At 61.1% G+C, this 18464-nt stretch carries 15 protein-coding genes; 11 read left to right on the forward strand and 4 right to left on the reverse strand.

Going from position 1 to position 18464, the window contains the following annotated elements:
* Positions 1 to 187: 187 nt before the first annotated feature.
* The 3 genes from ACR3YK_RS09000 (at position 188) to galE (ending at position 4060) form a co-directional block, all read left to right on the forward strand.
* Positions 188 to 1240 carry a glycosyltransferase gene (locus ACR3YK_RS09000; RefSeq protein WP_486174554.1) on the forward strand — a complete coding sequence of 351 codons (1053 nt, stop codon included), beginning with the start codon at positions 188 to 190 and terminating at the stop codon, positions 1238 to 1240.
* A 114-nt stretch (positions 1241 to 1354) separates the two neighbouring features.
* Complete coding sequence (locus ACR3YK_RS09005) at positions 1355 to 3088, forward strand: cell wall-binding repeat-containing protein (RefSeq protein WP_486174555.1); 1734 nt, start codon at positions 1355 to 1357, stop codon at positions 3086 to 3088.
* A gap of 9 nt (positions 3089 to 3097) precedes the next feature.
* Entirely contained in the window at positions 3098 to 4060 is a 963-nt protein-coding gene (gene galE / locus ACR3YK_RS09010) for a UDP-glucose 4-epimerase GalE (RefSeq protein ID WP_486174556.1), read from the forward strand.
* Between the two features lie 9 nt (positions 4061 to 4069).
* Here the strand turns inward: galE and ACR3YK_RS09015 are convergent, their stop codons facing one another.
* The 3 genes from ACR3YK_RS09015 to ACR3YK_RS09025 are packed head-to-tail and all read right to left on the reverse strand — an operon-like array spanning position 4070 to position 7887.
* A complete protein-coding gene (locus ACR3YK_RS09015) occupies positions 4070 to 5368 on the reverse strand; it encodes an O-antigen ligase family protein (protein ID WP_486174557.1) in 1299 nt (432 codons plus the stop codon).
* Positions 5365 to 6693: an O-antigen ligase family protein gene (locus ACR3YK_RS09020; protein WP_486174558.1), complete on the reverse strand. Its 1329-nt coding sequence runs from the start codon at positions 6691 to 6693 to the stop codon at positions 5365 to 5367. Before ACR3YK_RS09020 ends, ACR3YK_RS09015 begins: the two co-directional genes overlap by 4 nt.
* A gap of 9 nt (positions 6694 to 6702) precedes the next feature.
* Complete coding sequence (locus ACR3YK_RS09025; protein WP_486174559.1) at positions 6703 to 7887, reverse strand: acyl-CoA dehydrogenase family protein; 1185 nt, start codon at positions 7885 to 7887, stop codon at positions 6703 to 6705.
* A 108-nt stretch (positions 7888 to 7995) separates the two neighbouring features.
* Between ACR3YK_RS09025 and manA the strand changes: the two genes are divergently transcribed.
* The 6 genes from manA to ACR3YK_RS09055 all read left to right on the forward strand — a co-directional run bounded on the left by manA (position 7996) and on the right by ACR3YK_RS09055 (position 16267).
* A complete protein-coding gene (gene manA, locus ACR3YK_RS09030) occupies positions 7996 to 9180 on the forward strand; it encodes a mannose-6-phosphate isomerase, class I (protein WP_486174560.1) in 1185 nt (394 codons plus the stop codon).
* 112 nt (positions 9181 to 9292) lie between these two features.
* On the forward strand, positions 9293 to 10282 hold the full coding sequence (locus tag ACR3YK_RS09035; RefSeq protein WP_486174561.1) for a GDP-mannose 4,6-dehydratase: 990 nt from the start codon (positions 9293 to 9295) through the stop codon (positions 10280 to 10282).
* Positions 10279 to 11226: a GDP-mannose 4,6-dehydratase gene (locus ACR3YK_RS09040; RefSeq protein WP_486174562.1), complete on the forward strand. Its 948-nt coding sequence runs from the start codon at positions 10279 to 10281 to the stop codon at positions 11224 to 11226. The genes ACR3YK_RS09035 and ACR3YK_RS09040 overlap by 4 nt, the downstream gene beginning before the upstream one ends.
* A gap of 141 nt (positions 11227 to 11367) precedes the next feature.
* Positions 11368 to 11694 (forward strand): WhiB family transcriptional regulator, encoded by a 327-nt coding sequence (locus ACR3YK_RS09045; RefSeq protein WP_486176400.1) that lies wholly within the window; start codon positions 11368 to 11370, stop codon positions 11692 to 11694.
* Positions 11695 to 11831: 137 nt separating this feature from the next.
* The gene (locus ACR3YK_RS09050; protein WP_486174563.1) at positions 11832 to 14642 is read left to right on the forward strand and encodes a glycosyltransferase family 2 protein; all 2811 of its coding nucleotides are present in this window, start codon (positions 11832 to 11834) and stop codon (positions 14640 to 14642) included.
* A complete protein-coding gene (locus tag ACR3YK_RS09055) occupies positions 14639 to 16267 on the forward strand; it encodes a DUF5719 family protein (protein WP_486174564.1) in 1629 nt (542 codons plus the stop codon). Before ACR3YK_RS09050 ends, ACR3YK_RS09055 begins: the two co-directional genes overlap by 4 nt.
* Before the next feature lie 17 nt (positions 16268 to 16284).
* Here the strand turns inward: ACR3YK_RS09055 and ACR3YK_RS09060 are convergent, their stop codons facing one another.
* Entirely contained in the window at positions 16285 to 16728 is a 444-nt protein-coding gene (locus ACR3YK_RS09060) for a metallopeptidase family protein (protein WP_486174565.1), read from the reverse strand.
* A 63-nt stretch (positions 16729 to 16791) separates the two neighbouring features.
* On the opposite strand from ACR3YK_RS09060, the gene ACR3YK_RS09065 reads away from it, so the two are divergent.
* Positions 16792 to 17007, forward strand: a complete 216-nt coding sequence (locus ACR3YK_RS09065) for a DUF3499 family protein (RefSeq protein ID WP_100388473.1) — start codon at positions 16792 to 16794, stop codon at positions 17005 to 17007.
* Positions 16994 to 18418, forward strand: a complete 1425-nt coding sequence (locus tag ACR3YK_RS09070; RefSeq protein ID WP_486174566.1) for a phosphomannomutase/phosphoglucomutase — start codon at positions 16994 to 16996, stop codon at positions 18416 to 18418. Before ACR3YK_RS09065 ends, ACR3YK_RS09070 begins: the two co-directional genes overlap by 14 nt.
* Positions 18419 to 18464 lie beyond the last annotated feature (46 nt).

The following is an 18464-nucleotide window of genomic DNA, read 5'->3' on the forward strand; positions in this document are numbered from 1 at the left end:
CTCTGTCTGCAGCACGTGCTGCATCTTTCGCAGTGAGGCGTTCAGGAAATGCGGATGCCCATGCCACTATTGAGAGGTGCGGCCCCTTCTCACTAGTGTGCGATCGTACTTGCCTGAGTGGGTGAGTTCACGGCTTCACGCGCCGCAATTTCGCTACAGTTCACGCGATGTTCCGTCAATGGTCGCCGTGCCCGAAACCCCTATTCGCCTGTTTATAGGCCCCGCGAATTTTGCGGCCCAGGGGTTTCGCATCGCGCGAGCAGCAGAACGCCTTGAGGGCGTCGGCGCAGTGAACATGCAGCGGCTGCTGTCGCGCGGTTACAACTTTCCTGCTGATCTGCAGGTTCCGCAGCGTGTGTATCAGCACTCGCTGCGCTGGCAGCGCAAACATTTCGAGCACGTGGTGCGCAACTTCACCCACGTAATCGTCGAAGCAGAGCTCCCGCTTTTTGGAGGATACTTTGGCGGTGATGTCGTCACCGAGATCGCTGAACTCCGAGCGCGCGGCGTGTCGGTGGCGCTGCTCTCCCACGGCACCGATCTGCGGGGCCCTGATCTTCACGCTTCTCGCGATCCCGCATCTCCGTTTAACGATGCAGGGCATCCTGAGATCGCACGGTTGCGTGCAGTGACAACGCGCAATCGCGCGGTACTCGAGCGCGCAGCTGCTCCCGTTTTTGTGACGACACCCGACCTATTGATGGATTGGCCTGCGGCCGAATGGATTCCGGTTGCGATCGACCCGGCGCTGTGGCGCACCGAGGAGCCGGTTCTGCAGGCGGCGAAGCCTCGAGTGATTCACGCCCCAACGAACCCCTGGATCAAAGGTTCGCACCTCATCGAACCGATGCTGCGCAGACTCGATGAAGAGGGAATCATTGAGTACCGACAGCTGGTCGATGTTCCCGCAGCAGAGATGCCCGCCGTCTATCACGGGGCGGATATCGTGCTCGAGCAGTTCCGCATCGGCACCTATTCGGTAACAGCGGTCGAGGCGCTCGCGGCGGGACGAATTGTGATCGCGCACCTTTTCGATGATGTTCGTGCTCACGTGGAGCGCGCTGTCGGGCGTACGTTGCCGGTTATCGAAGCCACTGTGGAGACTCTGGAGTCAACGCTTCGGGAGATCTGTGCTGATCGCGAGCGTTTTGTGCGCCATGCTGCTCTCGGGCCCGACTTTGTCCGCGACGTGCATGACGGTCGGCGGGCGGCAGCGCTGTTGCACGAGTTCCTTCGTTAGCGCACCGCGCACCGAATTGTTGTGCGACGCGCTCGTGCCACTCAAAGTGGGTCTTCACATTTCTCACATTAGTCATATCCTTTAACAACGCGTGTTTGCTTGGGGGATTGCAGAATGCACACTTTTTCATCGGTTCGAACCGGCCTATTGAGAGCCACCGCAATGATTGGCGCCGTCGCAGTACTGGCCGCCGGCATCGTGGTGCAAGGGCCAGCGGACTCCGCATCCGCCTTTAGCGGCAGTGAATTTGACCCCGGCAACATCATTAGCGACGACGAGTTCTACAACGGTGCCGCGATGAGCGAGAGCCAGATTCAGTCGTTTTTGAATGGCAAGTCGGGAATCCTTAAGACCCTGAGGCAAGACGTCGACACGCGCCCTAAAGATGTGTCATCGACAACGGGAAATCTCATTTGCAACGAGATTAAGGGCGGCAAGAAGCTACTCGCGTCCACGATCATCTATCGCGCTCAAGTTGCGTGTGGAATCAGTGCCAAAGTAATTCTGGCAACCTTGCAAAAGGAGCAGGGCCTCATCACGAACCCCTCGCCGACATCGTGGAACATCAACAACGCGCTCGGGTATGGCTGTCCTGACGATGGCGGGTGCTCTTCTGCCTACGAAGGCTTCGGATATCAGGTGTACACCGGTACCCGTCAATTTAAGGCATACAAAGCGGCCAACTTTGCGAAGCAGCCCGGTACGCACAAGATCGCCTACCACCCCTACAACCACAGCTGTGGAACGAAGACCATAAAGATCTCGAACTACGCCACTGCAGCGCTCTACAACTACACGCCCTATGTTCCGAACTCGGCAGCTCTCGCGAACCTTGGCAGTGTTGGAGACAGCTGTTCGTCCTACGGCAACCGCAACTTCTGGTACTACTACTACTCGTGGTTCGGAAACCCAACCGATATCACCCCGAGTGTTGCCGTCTCGCGGGTCAGCGGCCAGGATCGCTTCATCGTGTCATCCGCACTCTCGAAAAAGTCCTACGCGACTGTCGGGATTGACCGCGTATACGTGGCGACGGGCATGGACTTTCCCGATGCGCTGAGCGCCGCAGCCGCAGCCGCAGCCTATGACGGTCCACTCTTGCTCGTCACGCCGTCTGCCATCCCGTCAAGCACTAGCGCTGAACTCAAGCGGCTGAAGCCGAAGGAGATTGTCGTCGTCGGTGGAACGGGCGCTATCTCGAAGTCTGTGTACAACAGCCTCTCGAGCTACACGGCGAAGATCTCACGAATTTCCGGTGGTGACCGCTACGAATCGTCCCGCCTTATTGCTGAATCAGCGTTCCCGACGGGCACAACCACTTCGGCCTATATCGCAACGGGAACAACCTTCGCGGATGCGTTGTCAGCGAGTTCCGCCGCCGCTGCGGCCGGTAGTCCCGTGATTCTGGTCGCCGGTAAATCCTCAACGCTCGATTCGGAGACCAAAGAGCTCTTGACCCGACTCGGCATTACCTCGGTCACGATTGCGGGCGGCTCCGGTGCTGTCAGCACCGGCATAGAGTCGAAGCTCAAGTCGCTTCTGGGGGCATCGAATGTGTCGCGCATCGGCGGGCAGAATCGGTTCATTGTGTCGGCGTCGATCAATGACGCGGCGTTCGAGAGCGCCGAGACGGTCTACCTCGCCTCGGGCCTCAACTTTCCCGATGCGCTCTCGGGAGCAGCGGTTGCCGGCGCTCAGAGCGTGCCGCTGTATATCGTGCAGCCAACCTGTGTTCCCAAAGCCGTTCTGCAGCAAATGAAGGATCTCGGTGCGAGCAATGTAGTGCTGCTGGGAGGAACAGGCGCGCTCTCGACAAAGGTGGAGAAGTTAGCCAACTGCGCCTCCTAGACTGGCTTTATGCGAGTTCTTGTTACCGGCGGCGCCGGCTATATCGGTGCCCACACCGTTCAATTGTTGGCGGCACGTGGCGACGAGGTCGTCGTGCTCGACAACTTGAAGACGGGAAAAATCGACCGTGTCGGCTCGGCGCGACTCGTAGACCTCGACCTCTCGACCGCGACGGTTGAGCAGATCGAGGGCGCCCTGCGGGAGAACGCTATCGATGCCGTGATTCACTTCGCCGCGCACAAACAAGTGGGCGAATCTGTCGCAAAGCCAGCAATGTACTACGCCGATAACGTCGGCTCGATCGCCAAGCTGGTGATGGCAATGGAGAACGCCGGCGTCAATAAGCTCGTTTTTTCGTCGTCAGCGGCCGTCTATGGCAATGCATCGGGTGCGATCACCGAAGCTGCCCCCGCAGAACCCATCAGCCCCTACGGTGCCACCAAGCTTGTCGGTGAGCAGCTCATCAGCGCAGCCGCACAGGCGTGGCCCTTGAGCGCGGCGAGCCTTCGCTATTTCAATGTCGGGGGAGCAGCTGATGCGCGACTCGCCGATTCGGTGGCGCTGAATCTGATTCCCATCTGTCTCAACCAAATTGAGGCGAACAAGGCTCCCGCGATTTTCGGTGACGATTACGACACTCCAGACGGAACCTGTATTCGTGACTACGTCCACGTCGTCGACGTCGCGGAAGCGCACCTTGCTGTTCTTGACGCCTTGCCTGACGAGCCGGGAAACGTCATCCTCAATGTGGGTACCGGTGTCGGCACGAGCGTTCGAGGGATGGTGGATGCTCTGCTGGCGGTCTCGGGATCGTCGTTGACCGCCGATGTGCAGCCTCGCCGTGCGGGAGACCCCGCCGCGATTGTGGGCGACGTCACTGCGATAAGGGAGTTTGCCGGGTGGTCAGCCCGTTTCACGGTCGACGAGATCGTGGAGTCGGCGTGGCAAGCCCGGCAGAGCGCCCGAGCCTAGACCTCAGCTTTAGATCGCGGATGTCGTGCTGGAGTCGAGAGCGCGTCTCCAGCTGAGTTCTCGAGAGGCTTTCACGCAGCACACGACGAACGTAAGCCAGCCGAAATCGGTGAGAATCGAGCTCTCGGCGAGTGCGCCAAGAATGAGGCTGAGTAGCACGAGTGCTGGCCACGCGAAGACAATACTGCGACGTCTCGAGGCCAGCAGCCACGACCGGGTAAACGCTAGGCCGAGAAGCCCGACAAAAATAAGGAATCCAACCACACCGAGTTGGAACCATACATCGAGGTAGGCGTTGTGAGCGGAGTCGGGAACGCGGGCCCCGAAATTTCCCAATCCGAGGTAGGGAACGACCTCAGGGTCCCAAGGTCCAATCCAACCCCACCCTTCTAGTCGGTGCGTTTCGCCGAGCGTCCACAATTGACGCCACACGCCGAGACGGTAGGCCAGCTCGTCACTGGCATCGAACCACGCCACTATGGCTGTTCGTGATGCCCAACTGATGATCAGGATCGCTGTCGTGAACGTCATCAGCGAAATCTGCCAGTACCGTCGTCGCCCCGAAGGCACGCGTCGTAGGGCAACGAGCGCGGCTGTTGCGGCAGCAATCACGAGGCCGGTGCCCAAGGCGAGCGGGGATTGCGATAGCAACAGGGTTATAGCCGCCGCGATGATCGATCCCACCGCCAGATTGCGTTCCACGGACCTCGTCGCATACTCGATGGCGAAAGTGATGAGCGCGATGAGCGCGATCATCCCGAGATGGTTGCGGGTTCCAAAGATGCCTTGAATCGGCTCGCCCGTCCCGAGATTTCCTTGAATGGAAAGCGCATCGAGGGAGGTGTCGAAAATAAGCCCGGTGAGGATCTCGAAAACGATGGAGACGACGAGGGCGGCTCGAAAAACATCTCCGAACGCGCGCACGATTTGAATGGTGTCGCGCACTAACGCGATGTACATTCCGAGAAGAGTGAGTAGTAATAGGTACAGTGCACTCGCGACGGTTTCAGCGCGATATTGCGACCATGCTGCAGTCAGCCACACCCATACGGTGAAGACAATGAGCGACAGCGGAACGAGCGCGCGCCAGCCGATATCTTTCCACTGCGCCCAGGCTGACAAGGTGACAAGGATAAGCAACACAATGAGCGCCGCGAGGAGTCCAGGCACGCCCAACACGGTGCGCACAAAGAATGCGGATACAGCGGTTCCGATAGTTGCAGTCGTGAGTGCGGCGGACGAACGTGGCGATGAAAGGAGCACCGCGCCGACTTCTATGGCTGTGCTGAGCGAGCTGCGCGAGATCACTGCAGGGCTCCTGACCAGTCGGGGCGTTTAGCTTTCACGGCAATGATGACAAGCAGGTATAAGCCGTATTCGCCTAACAGTCTGCTTTCGGGAAGCGACTGCACCAGCAAGGCGATCATGACGAGAACCGGGGCAAGCGACCCTGCGGTGAAGGCGAGCGGCTTTCCCGGTAGCCGTTGAGGGCGGTCGACAGCCAACGACCACGTGCGTACCAGTGTGGTGAGTGCTGTCGCGGCGAAAACGAGAACGCCAATTACTCCCAGTTGCAGCCAGACGTCGAGCCAGGCATCGTGCGCTTGAACCTGAACAACACCATTTCGCTGAGCGAGGCCGGAGAATGGTTCAGCCCACGGTATCCAGACGCTCACCCAGCCCCAGCCGAAGGCGGGGCGTTGCTGCGCTAGTTCCGTGACGCTGCGCCAGATTTCGGCGCGACCGGTGAGGTCGTCGCTCTTGCTGAGCAGCCCAAAGAGTACGTCGCGGAACGTAACGAGCGCGGCGATGGCGACGGTGACGATAACGAAGAACCCGACCTGGCTTAGGGTGCGCGCCCGAGATGATTCGCGGGAACGGATAAACAGGATCGCGGCCGCGGTGACGATGACGGCAACGAGGGCAACGGTGACGGTGGCGGAGCGAGCCAAAAACAACGTGAGCGCTGCGAGAGCCAGCCACACGAGCGATGATCCCCGAGTGACTGTGCCTCGAGCCCACTGGATGGCGAACGCGATGAGCGCGAGAAGGGCAAGGAAGCCGAGATGATTGGAGTTGCCGACGATTCCCTGGATACGTGCGCCGTCAAGCGCTTCGAATAGCACGTTACGCGACCACTGAAGCATGAGTGGAACGGGCCCGTCGGGGACGACTGTGAGCTCGGGCTGAGGGGCAAGAGGGACGACGGGATGTCGGATGACTGTGGCGACAAACAGCTCAAATGCCGCGGATACCACTAGCAACACCCGAAGCGCTCGAGCGGTGGCGTCGAGGACTTCTTGCCACGAGAAGCTCGTTGCGACGGCGAGCGCTCCCAGCACGGTTAGCCACGTATTGAGTAATCCGAGGGCGGTGGCGCCAGGATAATACGACCACGCTAGTGACAGTGTGGCCAGCCCCATAAAGGCAATAAGCGGGTAGGGGAGCCCGCCAATGCTCCAGCGATCGCGATTAGCGACAAGGATATAGACGGATACAGCAGCGAGTGCCACGGCGAGCGAAGCGAACGCGATCCACCCGACCGAGTAGCGCCAAGCGTCTCCACCCAAGATGACTAGTAGCGAAGCGGTCAGAAACCATGCCCGCGCGCGAGGGCTCGCTAAAAGTCGCATGTCGCAAGATTAGACGAACGCAGCCTTACCTGTGATCGCGCGGCCCACGATGAGCGTGTTCATCTCGCGAGTTCCCTCGTAGGAGTAGATCGCTTCCGCGTCGGCGAAGTGACGCATAACGCCGTAGTCGAGAACGATGCCGTTGCCACCCATGAGCTCGCGGCACCAGGCGACGGTCTCGCGCATCCGGCTCGTCGTGTACTCCTTGGCGAGTGCGGCGTGCTCATCTTTTTGCACTCCCTCGTCGAGCATTTCGGAAACCCGGGTCACCATGCCGATGGAGGCCGTGATATTTCCGAGGCTCTTCGCGAGGTGTTCTTGAACGAGCTGGTGGCTTCCAATGGGCTTGCCGAATTGGATGCGGTCGTTGGCGTACTGAACGGCAGCTTCGTAGGCGCCGATGGAGTTTCCCACCGCGGCCCAGGCAACCTCTGCACGCGTGAGGCGCAGCACAGCAGCGGTCTCGCGGAACGACTGCGACTTCTGCAGGCGGTTGGCTTCGGGAACAACAACGTTCTTGAGAACGATGTCGGCGTTTTGCACGATGCGCAGCGCCATCTTGTTTTCGATGCGAGTGGCGGAGTAGCCGGGAGTGCTGGTCGGAACGATAAAGCCCTTGACCTGGTTGTCTTCTTCGTCGCGCGCCCAAATAATCGTGACGTCGCTGATGGAACCGTTGCCGATCCAACGCTTGGCGCCGTTGATGATCCAGTTGTCACCATCGCGCTTGGCAACAGTCTGCAGGCCTTGAGCGGTGTCGGAGCCCGAGAGGGGTTCGGTGAGACCGAATGCACCCAACAGCTCGCCGGAGGCCAACTTCGGCAGCCACTCGTCACGCTGCTCTTGCGAGCCTGCGACGCCGATCGAACCCATGACGAGTCCGTTCTGCATGCCGACGAGTGTGGCGGCGCTGGCATCTACGCGCGCGAGTTCGAGGGCAACCCAACCGCGGAACACGGCTGAGTTCTTGAAGTGCTGGGTCTCGGCCCAGGGGAGTCCGAAGAGTCCGAGGTCGGCCAGGCCCTTGACGACGACGTCGCGGTTGAAGAATTCTGCCTTGGCCCAGAGGTCGTTGGCTATCGGGCGGACCTCTTTGTCGAGGAACGCACGCAGCTTCACGATCGTTTCTTTTTCCTGATCGGTGAGGGCGTTCTCGTAGCCGTAGAAGTCGCTGCTGAGGGTCTCAAATGACATAGTCGTCGCTCCATTGCTTGTCGAAATCATTGCGAGCCTAAAGCGTGAGTACCCGTCGCTTCTAGACGATTGGTACTTTGGTCTAACGCTGAGAGAAGAGTTGACTGAATGTTTGTAGGCATCACTAATACCCCGCGCGATTACGCGTGGGGCTCCGCCGGCGAAATCTCTACTCTGCTGGGTACACCACCCACCGGCAAGCCCGAGGCTGAGCTCTGGCTGGGTGCGCATCCGGGCAGCCCGAGCGTCATCCTTGACCCCTCCGGTGCCGCTGGAGCGAGCGACTTGCACGAGTGGATTCAGCGCGACAGTGAGCAGGTTCTCGGGGCGGGAGTCGACCGGCTGCCCTTCCTGCTCAAGGTGCTGGCCGCCGGTGCGCCGCTGTCACTTCAAGCCCACCCCACGCCCGAGCAGGCCGCCGTGGGGTTTGCGCGCGAGAACGCTGCGGGTGTCCCGCTCACGGCCAGTAACCGCAACTACAAAGACGCCTCCGCCAAGCCAGAACTCATTCTCGCGGTCAGCGACACCTTTGAGGCGCTGTGCGGTTTTCGGGCCATGGCCCAGACCCGGGCATCCATCGAACGACTAGCAGAACTGGATGCCGCGAGCAGCGCCCCCACGCCGGCCCTGTTCGCCGAGTGGTTGGCTTTCGCTCGCGCTGACTCCGATCTGCGCGCGATGTTCGAGTGGCTCATTTCTGCCGCGCAGCCGGTGCCGGAGCTCGTGGAGCGCGTCACGGCGCTCGCCGAGGCCGACAGCGCGAGCGAAGAGTTCGCGCTTGTTCGCACGCTTGCCGGCTACTACGCCGGTGACCCCGGAGTGCTGATCTCGCTCATGCTCAACCACGTCACGCTGATGAAGGGCGAGGCACTGTTCTTGCCGGCGGGAAACATCCACGCTTACTTGCGGGGGCTTGGCATTGAACTTATGGCGTCATCCGACAACGTGATGCGGGGCGGACTCACGCCCAAGCATGTGGATGTGCCCGAGCTGTTGAGCGTGCTCGATTTCTCAGCAAGCCCTGTTCCGTACCTTGCGGCGGAGCCTCTCAACGAGGGCACCCGAGCCTTCCGGCCGCCGGTGCGTGACTTTCAGCTGGTGGAGGTGCACGAGGCCGCGAACGTCGAGCTCCGTAGCGCGGCCATCGTGTTGTGCGCGGTGGGGGAGTTCACCGTGAAGAATGGCGAGCGCTCGGCAACGCTGTCTCGCGGCGAGTCGATCTTCGTCACGGGTGATGAGGGGGCGTTGAGCATCCGGGGCGCCGGTCAGTTGTTTGTGGCGGCAACCCAATAGCGTGGCGCGGTGCAGTTTCGCGGCGCGAAAGGGCAAGTTCCAGTAGCGTTACTTCGGCCGACGTGTTGGTTCGGAACCTAGGCGGAGCCGGCCGCAAGCAAGAAAGACAACTATGAAGCGCGCATTCATCACAGGAATCACGGGTCAAGACGGCCTGTATCTTGCGGAGCTTTTGCTCTCGAAGGGGTACAAAGTCTTCGGCCTCATGCGCGGTCAGAACAATCCAAAACGAGAACTTTTGGAGCGGGTGATTCCCGACGTCGAGATCCTTACGGGTGACCTCACCGATCTCTCGAGTCTCATGCGCGCCATGAGTGTGGCGAAGCCCGACGAGTTCTACAATCTTGGCGCTATTTCTTTTGTGGCCTATTCGTGGGAGAACGCCCACCTGACGAGCGAAGTCACGGGCATGGGCGTGCTTAACGCTCTTGAGGCTGTGCGCCTCCACACGGCGGCCACGGGCCAGCAGGTGCGGTTTTATCAGGCGTCGAGTTCAGAAATGTTCGGCAAGGTGCAGACCGTTCCGCAAAACGAAGACACTCTGCTGTGGCCGCGCTCGCCGTACGGTGTTGCCAAGGTCTACGGCCACTACATGACGATCAACTACCGCGAGTCGTATGGAATGCATGCCTCGTCAGGGGTGCTCTTCAACCACGAATCGCCTCGTCGCGGCCCGGAGTTCGTCACGCGTAAGGTCACGCGTGCCGTCGCCCGCATCTCCCTCGGGCTGCAAGCGAAACTTACTCTCGGCAACATCGATGCCCAGCGAGACTGGGGTTTTGCCGGTGACTATGTTGAGGCGATGTGGCTCATGCTGCAGCAGGATGAGCCGGACGACTATGTGATTTCGACGGGGGAGACGCAGAGCATCCGGGTGCTGCTCGACCACGCCTTCGCGGCGGTGGGGATCGACGACTGGACGCCGTATGTCGACTTTGATGAACAGTTCATGCGCCCCGCAGAGGTCGACCTTCTCGTGGGCGATGCGTCGAAAGCGAAAGCGAAACTGGGGTGGGAGCCGCGAGTGAAATTCCCCGAGCTGGTGGCGATGATGGTGGACGCTGACCTTCGAGAGCAAAAAGAGCTCGCCGGTTTGCAATGACTCGCGCGCTCATTACCGGAGTCACCGGCCAAGACGGTTCCTACCTCGCTGAACTTTTGCTCGCGCAGGGCTACGAAGTGCACGGGGTCACCCGGGATGCGGGTGAGACGGTCACTCCGGGAGTGGTCGCGCACGAAATTGACTTGAGCACCGACAGCGCCATCGGCGGATTAATCCTTGAGCTGCAGCCGCAGGAGATTTACAACCTCGCCGCCCTGAGCTCGGTCTACCAGTCGTGGCAGAACCCGAAGCTGACCGCGCGACTCAATGGTGCTGCGGTGGCGGAGATGCTGGCGGCGGTCAAAACGATCCACGACCAGGGTGATGTTGACATCCGCTTCGTGCAGGCGTCAAGCGCTGAAATCTTTGGTGCGCCCGCCGTCTCGCCGCAAGACGAAAACACTCCCGTCCGTCCGACAAGCCCGTACGGGGCGGCCAAAGCCTACGCGCACGGTCTCGTCGGCGCGTACCGCACAGCAGGTGTGGCAGCCTCCTCACTGATTTTGTACAACCACGAGTCTCCGCGTCGCCCGGAGACTTTCGTCACGCGAAAGATCACAGCGGCAGCCGCGCGGATCTCTCGCGGTCTTCAAGACACTCTCGAACTCGGAAACATGGATGCTCGCCGCGATTGGGGCTGGGCCCCGGACTACGCTGACGCGCTGGTTCGAGCAGCGCAGCATTCTGAGCCGGATGACTTTGTCGTCGCGACTGGGATCTCGCATTCTGTCCGTGATTTTGTGGCTGCGGCGTTCGAGCGCGCAGGTGTCGAGGATTGGGCAGACCGTGTCACGGTCGCGGGTTCGCTACTGCGAACAGGGGACGCTGCCCTACAACGGGGGGATGCGAGCAAGGCTCAACGGATTCTAGGTTGGACACCGACGGTGGAGTTTGATGAAATCGTGGCGGTAATGGTCGATCACGATCTTGCTGTGCTGACTTAAATTCACGTGACGGCGCGCCATAACCCTGAAGTCTTGGTCGAGGCAATTATGATCTGCGACTTGACTCTCGGGAACTACACCGGTGTAATTATGTAACGCGATTTGATGCAACGCATTGAAAGCGGAGGGGAGATAGACCAGATGGGCAACAGCGGCTACCGCGCGGGAGTTCCCGACGACTGGTTTGTTGACCCCGTACAACTCGGGGTTCCCGGAGTTCGACAGCCTCTCGCCGATGAAGATGACAACGCGCTCTCGTGGCAAACGGACTCTCTGTGTGCTCAGACCGACCCCGAAGCCTTCTTCCCTGAAAAAGGTGGTTCTACCCGCGATGCGAAGAAAATTTGTTCATCGTGTGAAGTGCGCAGTCAATGCCTTGAATACGCTCTTGAGAACGACGAACGTTTTGGAATCTGGGGCGGTCTCTCTGAGCGTGAGCGTCGCAAGCTGCGTAAGCGCGCCGGCTAGCACTTCTACACCGTTTAACGTGCACTCGCCCGAGGCAGACGTGCGACCAGTGACCGCGTATTGGGGTGACTCTCAGACTCGCCGCTCTGCAGCGAGTCGGCTGCAGAAGCACTCCTGCGGCGCATAGTCTCAAACAAATGCAGCCGAGAGTCACCGCAGTACTAGTCGCCCGCAACGGCGCACAGTATTTGCCACGCACCCTTGCCGCCATCGCGGCGCAAACTCGACGACCCGATTCGGTTATTGCGGTCGACGCAGATTCTAGTGATAACTCGCTCGCGATCATGGCAGAGTCCGCTCCCGCTCAGATCGTAGATACTCACGGGCAGCGCACTTTCGGCGGCGCTATTGCTACCGCGCTGCAGACAGCTGCACCACAGGCATCCGAGAACGAGTGGTTGTGGCTGCTCACCCACGACAGCGCGCCAGACCCTCACGCGCTTAGCGCGCTACTCGGAGCGGTTGAAATCGCCCCCTCCGTTGCGGTTGCGGGACCGAAACTCGTCCGTTGGGACGATCCCTCTGTCATTTCTGGTTTCGGGGAGACACTCACCCCGCTCGGCCGTTCGGTAGGGCTTGTCAACGACGAACTCGATCAGGCCCAGCACGATGTGCAAACCGATACCCTTGGTGTCGCCGGTGCAGGCATGCTTGTTCGCCGTCAAGTGTGGACAACGCTCGGTGGCTTCGATCCGAAACTAACTTCGGTGGATGCCGCGCTCGATTTCTGCGTGCGTGCGCGTTTGGCCGGACACCGCGTAGTTGCCGTCGCGGACGCCCGCGTCGCGAGCGCTGGCGGGCCAGAACTCTTCGGTAAACGATCCGTGTCGGCGGCAGCGCACAATCGCTTACAGCGCTTCGCACAGTTGCACCGTCGTCTTGTTTATGCCCCCGGTTTCGCCGTTCCCCTGCACTGGCTCACGCTGTTGCCGCTAGCGATCGTGAGGTCACTGGGCCACTTGGTAGCGAAGCGACCGACCGCGGTTGCTGGAGAGTTCGCTGCCGCCTTCGCCGCCATCTTCGATGGGGGCGTCGTCGCTGCTCGACGCAATGTGAGGCGAAACAAGCGAGTGAGTTTCGCCGCCGTTGACCCGTTACGCATGTCATGGGCAGAGTTGCGCGAACGGCGTGCTCATGAGCGTCATGGCGACTCTCCGGACGCCGTGTTCGACGTTGCGAGACCCAAATTTTTTAGCAATGGCGGAGCGTGGACGGTGCTGCTTGCGGGCATCCTCGGGATGCTCACGTTCTCCCGTTTCGTCGATGCTGCCGCGCTGAGTGGCGGGGCGCTGCTACCTCTCTCGTCTACCGTTGAGGAACTGTGGAACCACATCGGCTACGGCTGGAATGATCTTGCCCAAGAGGCCGTCGCTGCGGATCCTTTCGCAGTGGTGCTTGCCCTTCTCGGGTCGCTCACGTTCTGGAACCCGTCGTTCAGCATCGTGCTGGTGTATCTTGTTGCGCTGCCCCTCGCGGCGCTCTCGGCGTGGTTATGTGCGGCAGCCATCTCTGAGCGAACGTGGGCCCCGACCATCGCAGCAGCAGCATGGACTGTGGCGCCGAGCTTCTTGCTGTCACTGGGCGAAGGACAACTGGGCGCTGTGCTCGCGCACATTCTGTTGCCCTGGCTCGTCTTGACGGTTCTGCGAGCCGCGCATAACTGGGCCATGGCGGCACTCGCAGCATTGCTTTTCGCTGCCATTACGGCTGCCGCTCCGAGCCTGATTCCCGCCCTGCTGATTGCGCTGTTCGCGTGGATTGTTGTTCGCCCGAAGTCCACTCACCGACTCGTGTGGATCGTGATTCCGGCGGCGGCGCTCTTCACCCCGCTCGTGAATCAACACTGGGGGCGGGGCACCTTCTGGGCGATCTTTGCTGACCCCGGAGTTCCCGTAGCCCGCGACACAGCGGCAGGGTGGCAACTGGCGATTGGCAGCGCGGTGCCTGGCTCCAACGGCTGGAATTCACTGCTCGCCACCCTCGGGTTAAATGATCGCTACGGCCCGCTCCTGGTGGCGCTCATGCTCGCTCCATTCGCTGCACTCGCGCTGATGAGTCTCTTCGTGCCCGGCACCCGCCGAGCAGTGCCCTCGCTGGCTCTTGCGTTGGTCGGGTTTGTGACAGCCGTCGCCGCAACGCACATCTCTGTGAGCGCTGCCGGGGAATCTGACGTGAGCCTCTGGGCGGCTCCCGGGCTGAGCCTCTACTGGCTCGGCCTGTGCGGAGCGGTAACGGTCGCGATCGACAGTCTCGATCGGCATGCCACTATGCCTGCCGTCGTGGCGCTGCTGGGCATCCTCGGTCTTGCTGCAGCGCCACTGTGGTCGCTCGCGGCGGGAATGACCGCGGTGGAGAGCAGCAATGGCCGGCTGTTGCCAGCGTTCGTGGCCGCGGAGTCAACCCAGCGCGATGGCCTCGGCACGCTTCAACTGACCGTCACCTCAGACTCCACGCTGTCAGTCGAGCTGCATCGCGGTCGGGGCTCCGGGCTCGACGAACAGTCGACGCTCGCCGCAACGAGCACTGAGCTCTCCGACGCCGAGATCCGCAAGGCCACCTTGGCCGGAAATATTGCCTCGCGCAGCGGTTACGACATTGCGCGCGAGCTCAATGATCTGCAGGTAGCGTTCGTGGTCCTCACGCCGGCCACGAATTCGGATGCTGCAGAGACTCGTCAGCGAGTAATTGAGGCTCTCGACGGTAATAGCCTGCTCAATCCGATTGGTGACACCGCGCAAGGATATCTATGGCACTATCCCGATCTCAGCGAAAAGAATATTCCCGTGGGAGAGAGCAACACAGGAACACGGTGGGGCCAAGTCGTGCTGGCCGGTCAAGGGGTTATTTTCGGGCTGACTCTTTTGTTGGCGATCCCCACGACCCGTCGTCGTCGGCTGAAGGCGGCAAAGGCCGAGAGCGCCGTCACCGTTATTGAGGCGAACGAATGACCGACAACGAACTGACCCCCGACGAGGCTTCGGCCTTGCCTGACGAGCCAACGGGCGCCGAGTTCGACAACGATGTCGAGCTCACGGGAGCCCCGGAGCCGGAGTCGAGCACGCGTCGCCCCGTATCGGCCAAAGCTGCTGCCGCGATCGGCGCTCGCGTTGTCGGCGGAGTTCTCGGCATCGGCGTCGCGGCTGGTGCTGTGCTGGGTTCCACTCTCGTGGAGTTGCCATCATTCACAGCAACTCCGCCCAGCGAACGTGTCGTGCCTGTGCCGACTGCTCAACAACTCACGTGTCCCGGACCGCTCTTGCGACTTTCCGACGAATCAGGCGCCGAGGCGTCAACCGTTTTCACGTTGGGTCAGGCAGTTACTCGATTCTTCTCGAGTACGGGAGCAGTCGAACAATCCCGGATTTCCGCCTCAGATGCCCAGCCAGGGGAGTCCGTTGCGGAGCCGCTCGTGCTGAGCGCGGCTCCGGATGCGCAGGCCCCCGAGGCAGACGTCTTGCTCAGCGGCGCACAGTCCCAAACGGTCGACGTTGGCGACTACGTCGGTTTCGCTTCGGCGGCTTGTCGTGCTGTAGGCGGTGACAGCTGGCTTGTAGGGGGAGCGACGACGACGGGGCGCACGACCCTGATTTCCCTGACGAATCCCACCGAGGTCGCGTCCACGGTGAACGTGGAAATTTTCGATGAGCGCGGTGCGGTAGCGGCCGCGGGCACTACGGGGATTGTGGTGCCTCCCAACGGGCAACGCGTTCTCTCCCTCGCGGGGTTCGCTCCGGGAGTGAGTTCGCCGGTAGTGCACGTCACGAGCAGCGGGGGCCAGATTACGGCAGAACTTCAGCAGTCGATCGTGCGTGGACTCGATGCCGGTGGCGTCGAGATCATCGGGGCTACCCAGCCCCCGGCACGAACAGTGGTGATGCCAGACATGGTTGTCACTGACCTTGAGGCGATTCAAGCTCTTCGAGGAACGGCAGCGCAGACCGATGACGTAATGTCGGCCATCCGCGTATTTGTTCCTGGTGCGGACCCCACGGGGATTTCTGTAACGCTCACCCCGGAAGATCCTGAACGTGACCCCATCCGCTTCACCCTTGATGTGAGTGCGGGAGTCGTTACCGACATTCCTCTCGAAGAACTCGAGACTGGCGCTTATTCGGTTCGCATCGAGGCGGACGAACCTATCGTGGCGGCGGCCCGCACAACTTCGGCGGTCATTGCCTCGGGCGGAGGAATTTCCGCTACAGACTTTGCGTGGTTCACTGCGAGCCCCGCGCTGACACAAGACACTCAGTTCACGGTGGCATCGGGCCTCGACCCAGTGCTTGCTATCGTGAATCCGGAGGACACGGCGGTTATTGTGAGCCTTGTTGCTGCGGACGCTTCTGTCGAGGGACAGAACGCTGACGCGGAGTCCGCCGAAAATGCGGCGGTTGACGAAGTGACGATCGAGGCTGGCGCGACTCTTCGAGTGCCGGTGCCCGACGGGCAGACACTGACGCTGGCGCACAACGGACGAGTTTTTGTTAGCGTCACACAGGCTGAGGATGGGTTCATCTCGGCGTACTCAATTGACCCGCAAACCCCCGGGTCTTCGCCGCTCACCGTATTTCCGTAAGCACGACAGGATTCGCTTTAGAAGTGTCGAAATCGATCCGGTGCTAACTCCCACGGATCCTTGCCGACGTATTCTGCGACGGCGCGAAAGACACAACTTTCGATCAGCATGCGTTTGTGCACTTCGTCGTCCCTGTGCAGTCGAGCCATCCGTTCGATAGGCAGACGGTAGAGGATGATTCGCTTCTCGGCCGGCACAACCTTCCAGCGCTCAACCTTCACGCTTTCAGGGGTGCTGTGGGGCATGAGCCCAATTTCGAACCGCGCCCCCGCAAGCTCCTCTGGCCACATTTCTTTCAGGAACTGGGCGGCTGACGCTACCGTCAACTCGAAGTTTCCGTTGCGGCTACTGAGGAGAGGCAAGTGCGGTCCGGTGACGGCAGCACGGATGCCTCGCCCGTGTCGGTCGCGCCAGTTTCCCCGCACCGAGCGCGTCGTCTCCCGCTTCGTTGATCGTGCCACGCGCTCATTCTACGGCTGTCAGTTGCCGTTCTGCGGTCGCAGAGTCGTAGGCTAGGGCTCACAATGAATCAGCGCCCGTGCAGCAAGGTCGCCTGCAACTCCGAAGCAGTCGCCACCTTGACCTATGTTTACGCCGACTCGATGGCTGTTTTGGGCCCGTTGAGTTACAGCGCTGAACCGCACACCTACGACCTCTGTGCCCGCCATGCGGAGCGACTCTCCGTGCCTCAGGGATGGCAGGTCGTTCGCCATGTAGTTTTGGGGCATGAGCAAAGCTAATCCCATCGATCTCGCCCCCTTCATTAAGGCTTATGACGTTCGCGGCCTTGTGGGAACCCAGCTCACTGACGAGGTAGTCGAAGCGCTCGGTGCCGCTTTTGTTGACGAAGTGGATGCCGCTGGCCACGAGATCATTGTCGGCCACGACATGCGCGACTCCTCTCCCCGTTTCGCCGCCGCTTTTTCCGCGGGTGCGCGCGCTCGCGGGGGCAACGTCGTTCTCATTGGACTCTGCTCGACCGATGAAACGTACTTCGCGTCTGGTTCGCTGAACGCGCCCGCCGCTATGTTCACGGCGAGCCACAACCCGGCCACCTACAACGGCATCAAGTTCAGCCGGGCGGGAGCGCAGGGCATCAGTTTCGAGACCGGTCTGGGGGCGATCCGTGACCGCGCCCAGAAGTACTTGGCCGGGGGAATCCCTACCGTCGACGCCGTGGGGACCCAGCGTGAACTCGACGTGCTCGGCGACTATGCCGGCTACTTGCGTGAACTTGTCGATCTCAGCACCATTCGTCCCGTCCGTGTCGTCGTAGATGCCGGTAACGGCATGGGTGGCATGACGGTACCCGCCGTGCTCTCTACAGCGGCCGGGCTCCCCGAACTGCCCATCGAAATCATCCCCCTGTACTTCGAGCTCGACGGCACGTTCCCGAACCATGAAGCGAACCCGCTCGACCCCGCCAACATTGTCGATCTTCAGAAGGCTGTGCTCGCACACGGAGCCGACCTCGGACTCGCCTTCGATGGCGATGCTGACCGCTGTTTCGTTGTTGACGAGCAGGGCAATCCGATGAGTCCGAGTGCGGTGGCGGCGGTCGTGGCGCTGCGGGAAATTGAGCGCGTGCGGGCTTCGCAACCGGAGGGCGACATCCACGTCATCCACAACCTGATCACGTCGCGCATCGTGGCCGAGACGATCGAGGCCGCGGGAGCGATCCCGGTGCGCACCCACGTCGGGCATTCGCTCATCAAAGACCAGATGGCGGCTACGGGCGCGATCTTTGGCGGCGAACACTCGGCGCACTATTACTTCCGTGATTTCTGGGGTGCCGACAACGGGATGCTCGCTGCCATGCATTTGCTTGCCGAATTCGGTTCGCAGCCTGAGCCCCTCTCGGTGCTCTCGGCTCGCTTCTCGCCCTACGCGGCCAGCGGCGAGATCAATTCGGTGGTGGACGACGTAGCGGCAGCTACCGCGCGCATCCGAGCCGCGTTTGAAGACGAAGCAGAGTTCGACGAACTCGACGGCCTCACTGTTGCCGGCGCGACAGCACCCGGGGAGCCATTCTGGTGGTTCAACGTGCGCCCTTCGAATACGGAGCCGCTTTTGCGCCTCAACGCCGAGGCAGGCTCGCTGCCGGTGCTTGAAGCCGTGCGCGACCGCGCGCTCGCCATCATTCGCGCGTAGCGCGCCCGAGCAGACTGTCAGCCTCCCGAAAGCGCCTCAAACTAGC

The sequence above is a fragment of the Salinibacterium sp. 10G20-15 genome (assembly GCF_057365065.1).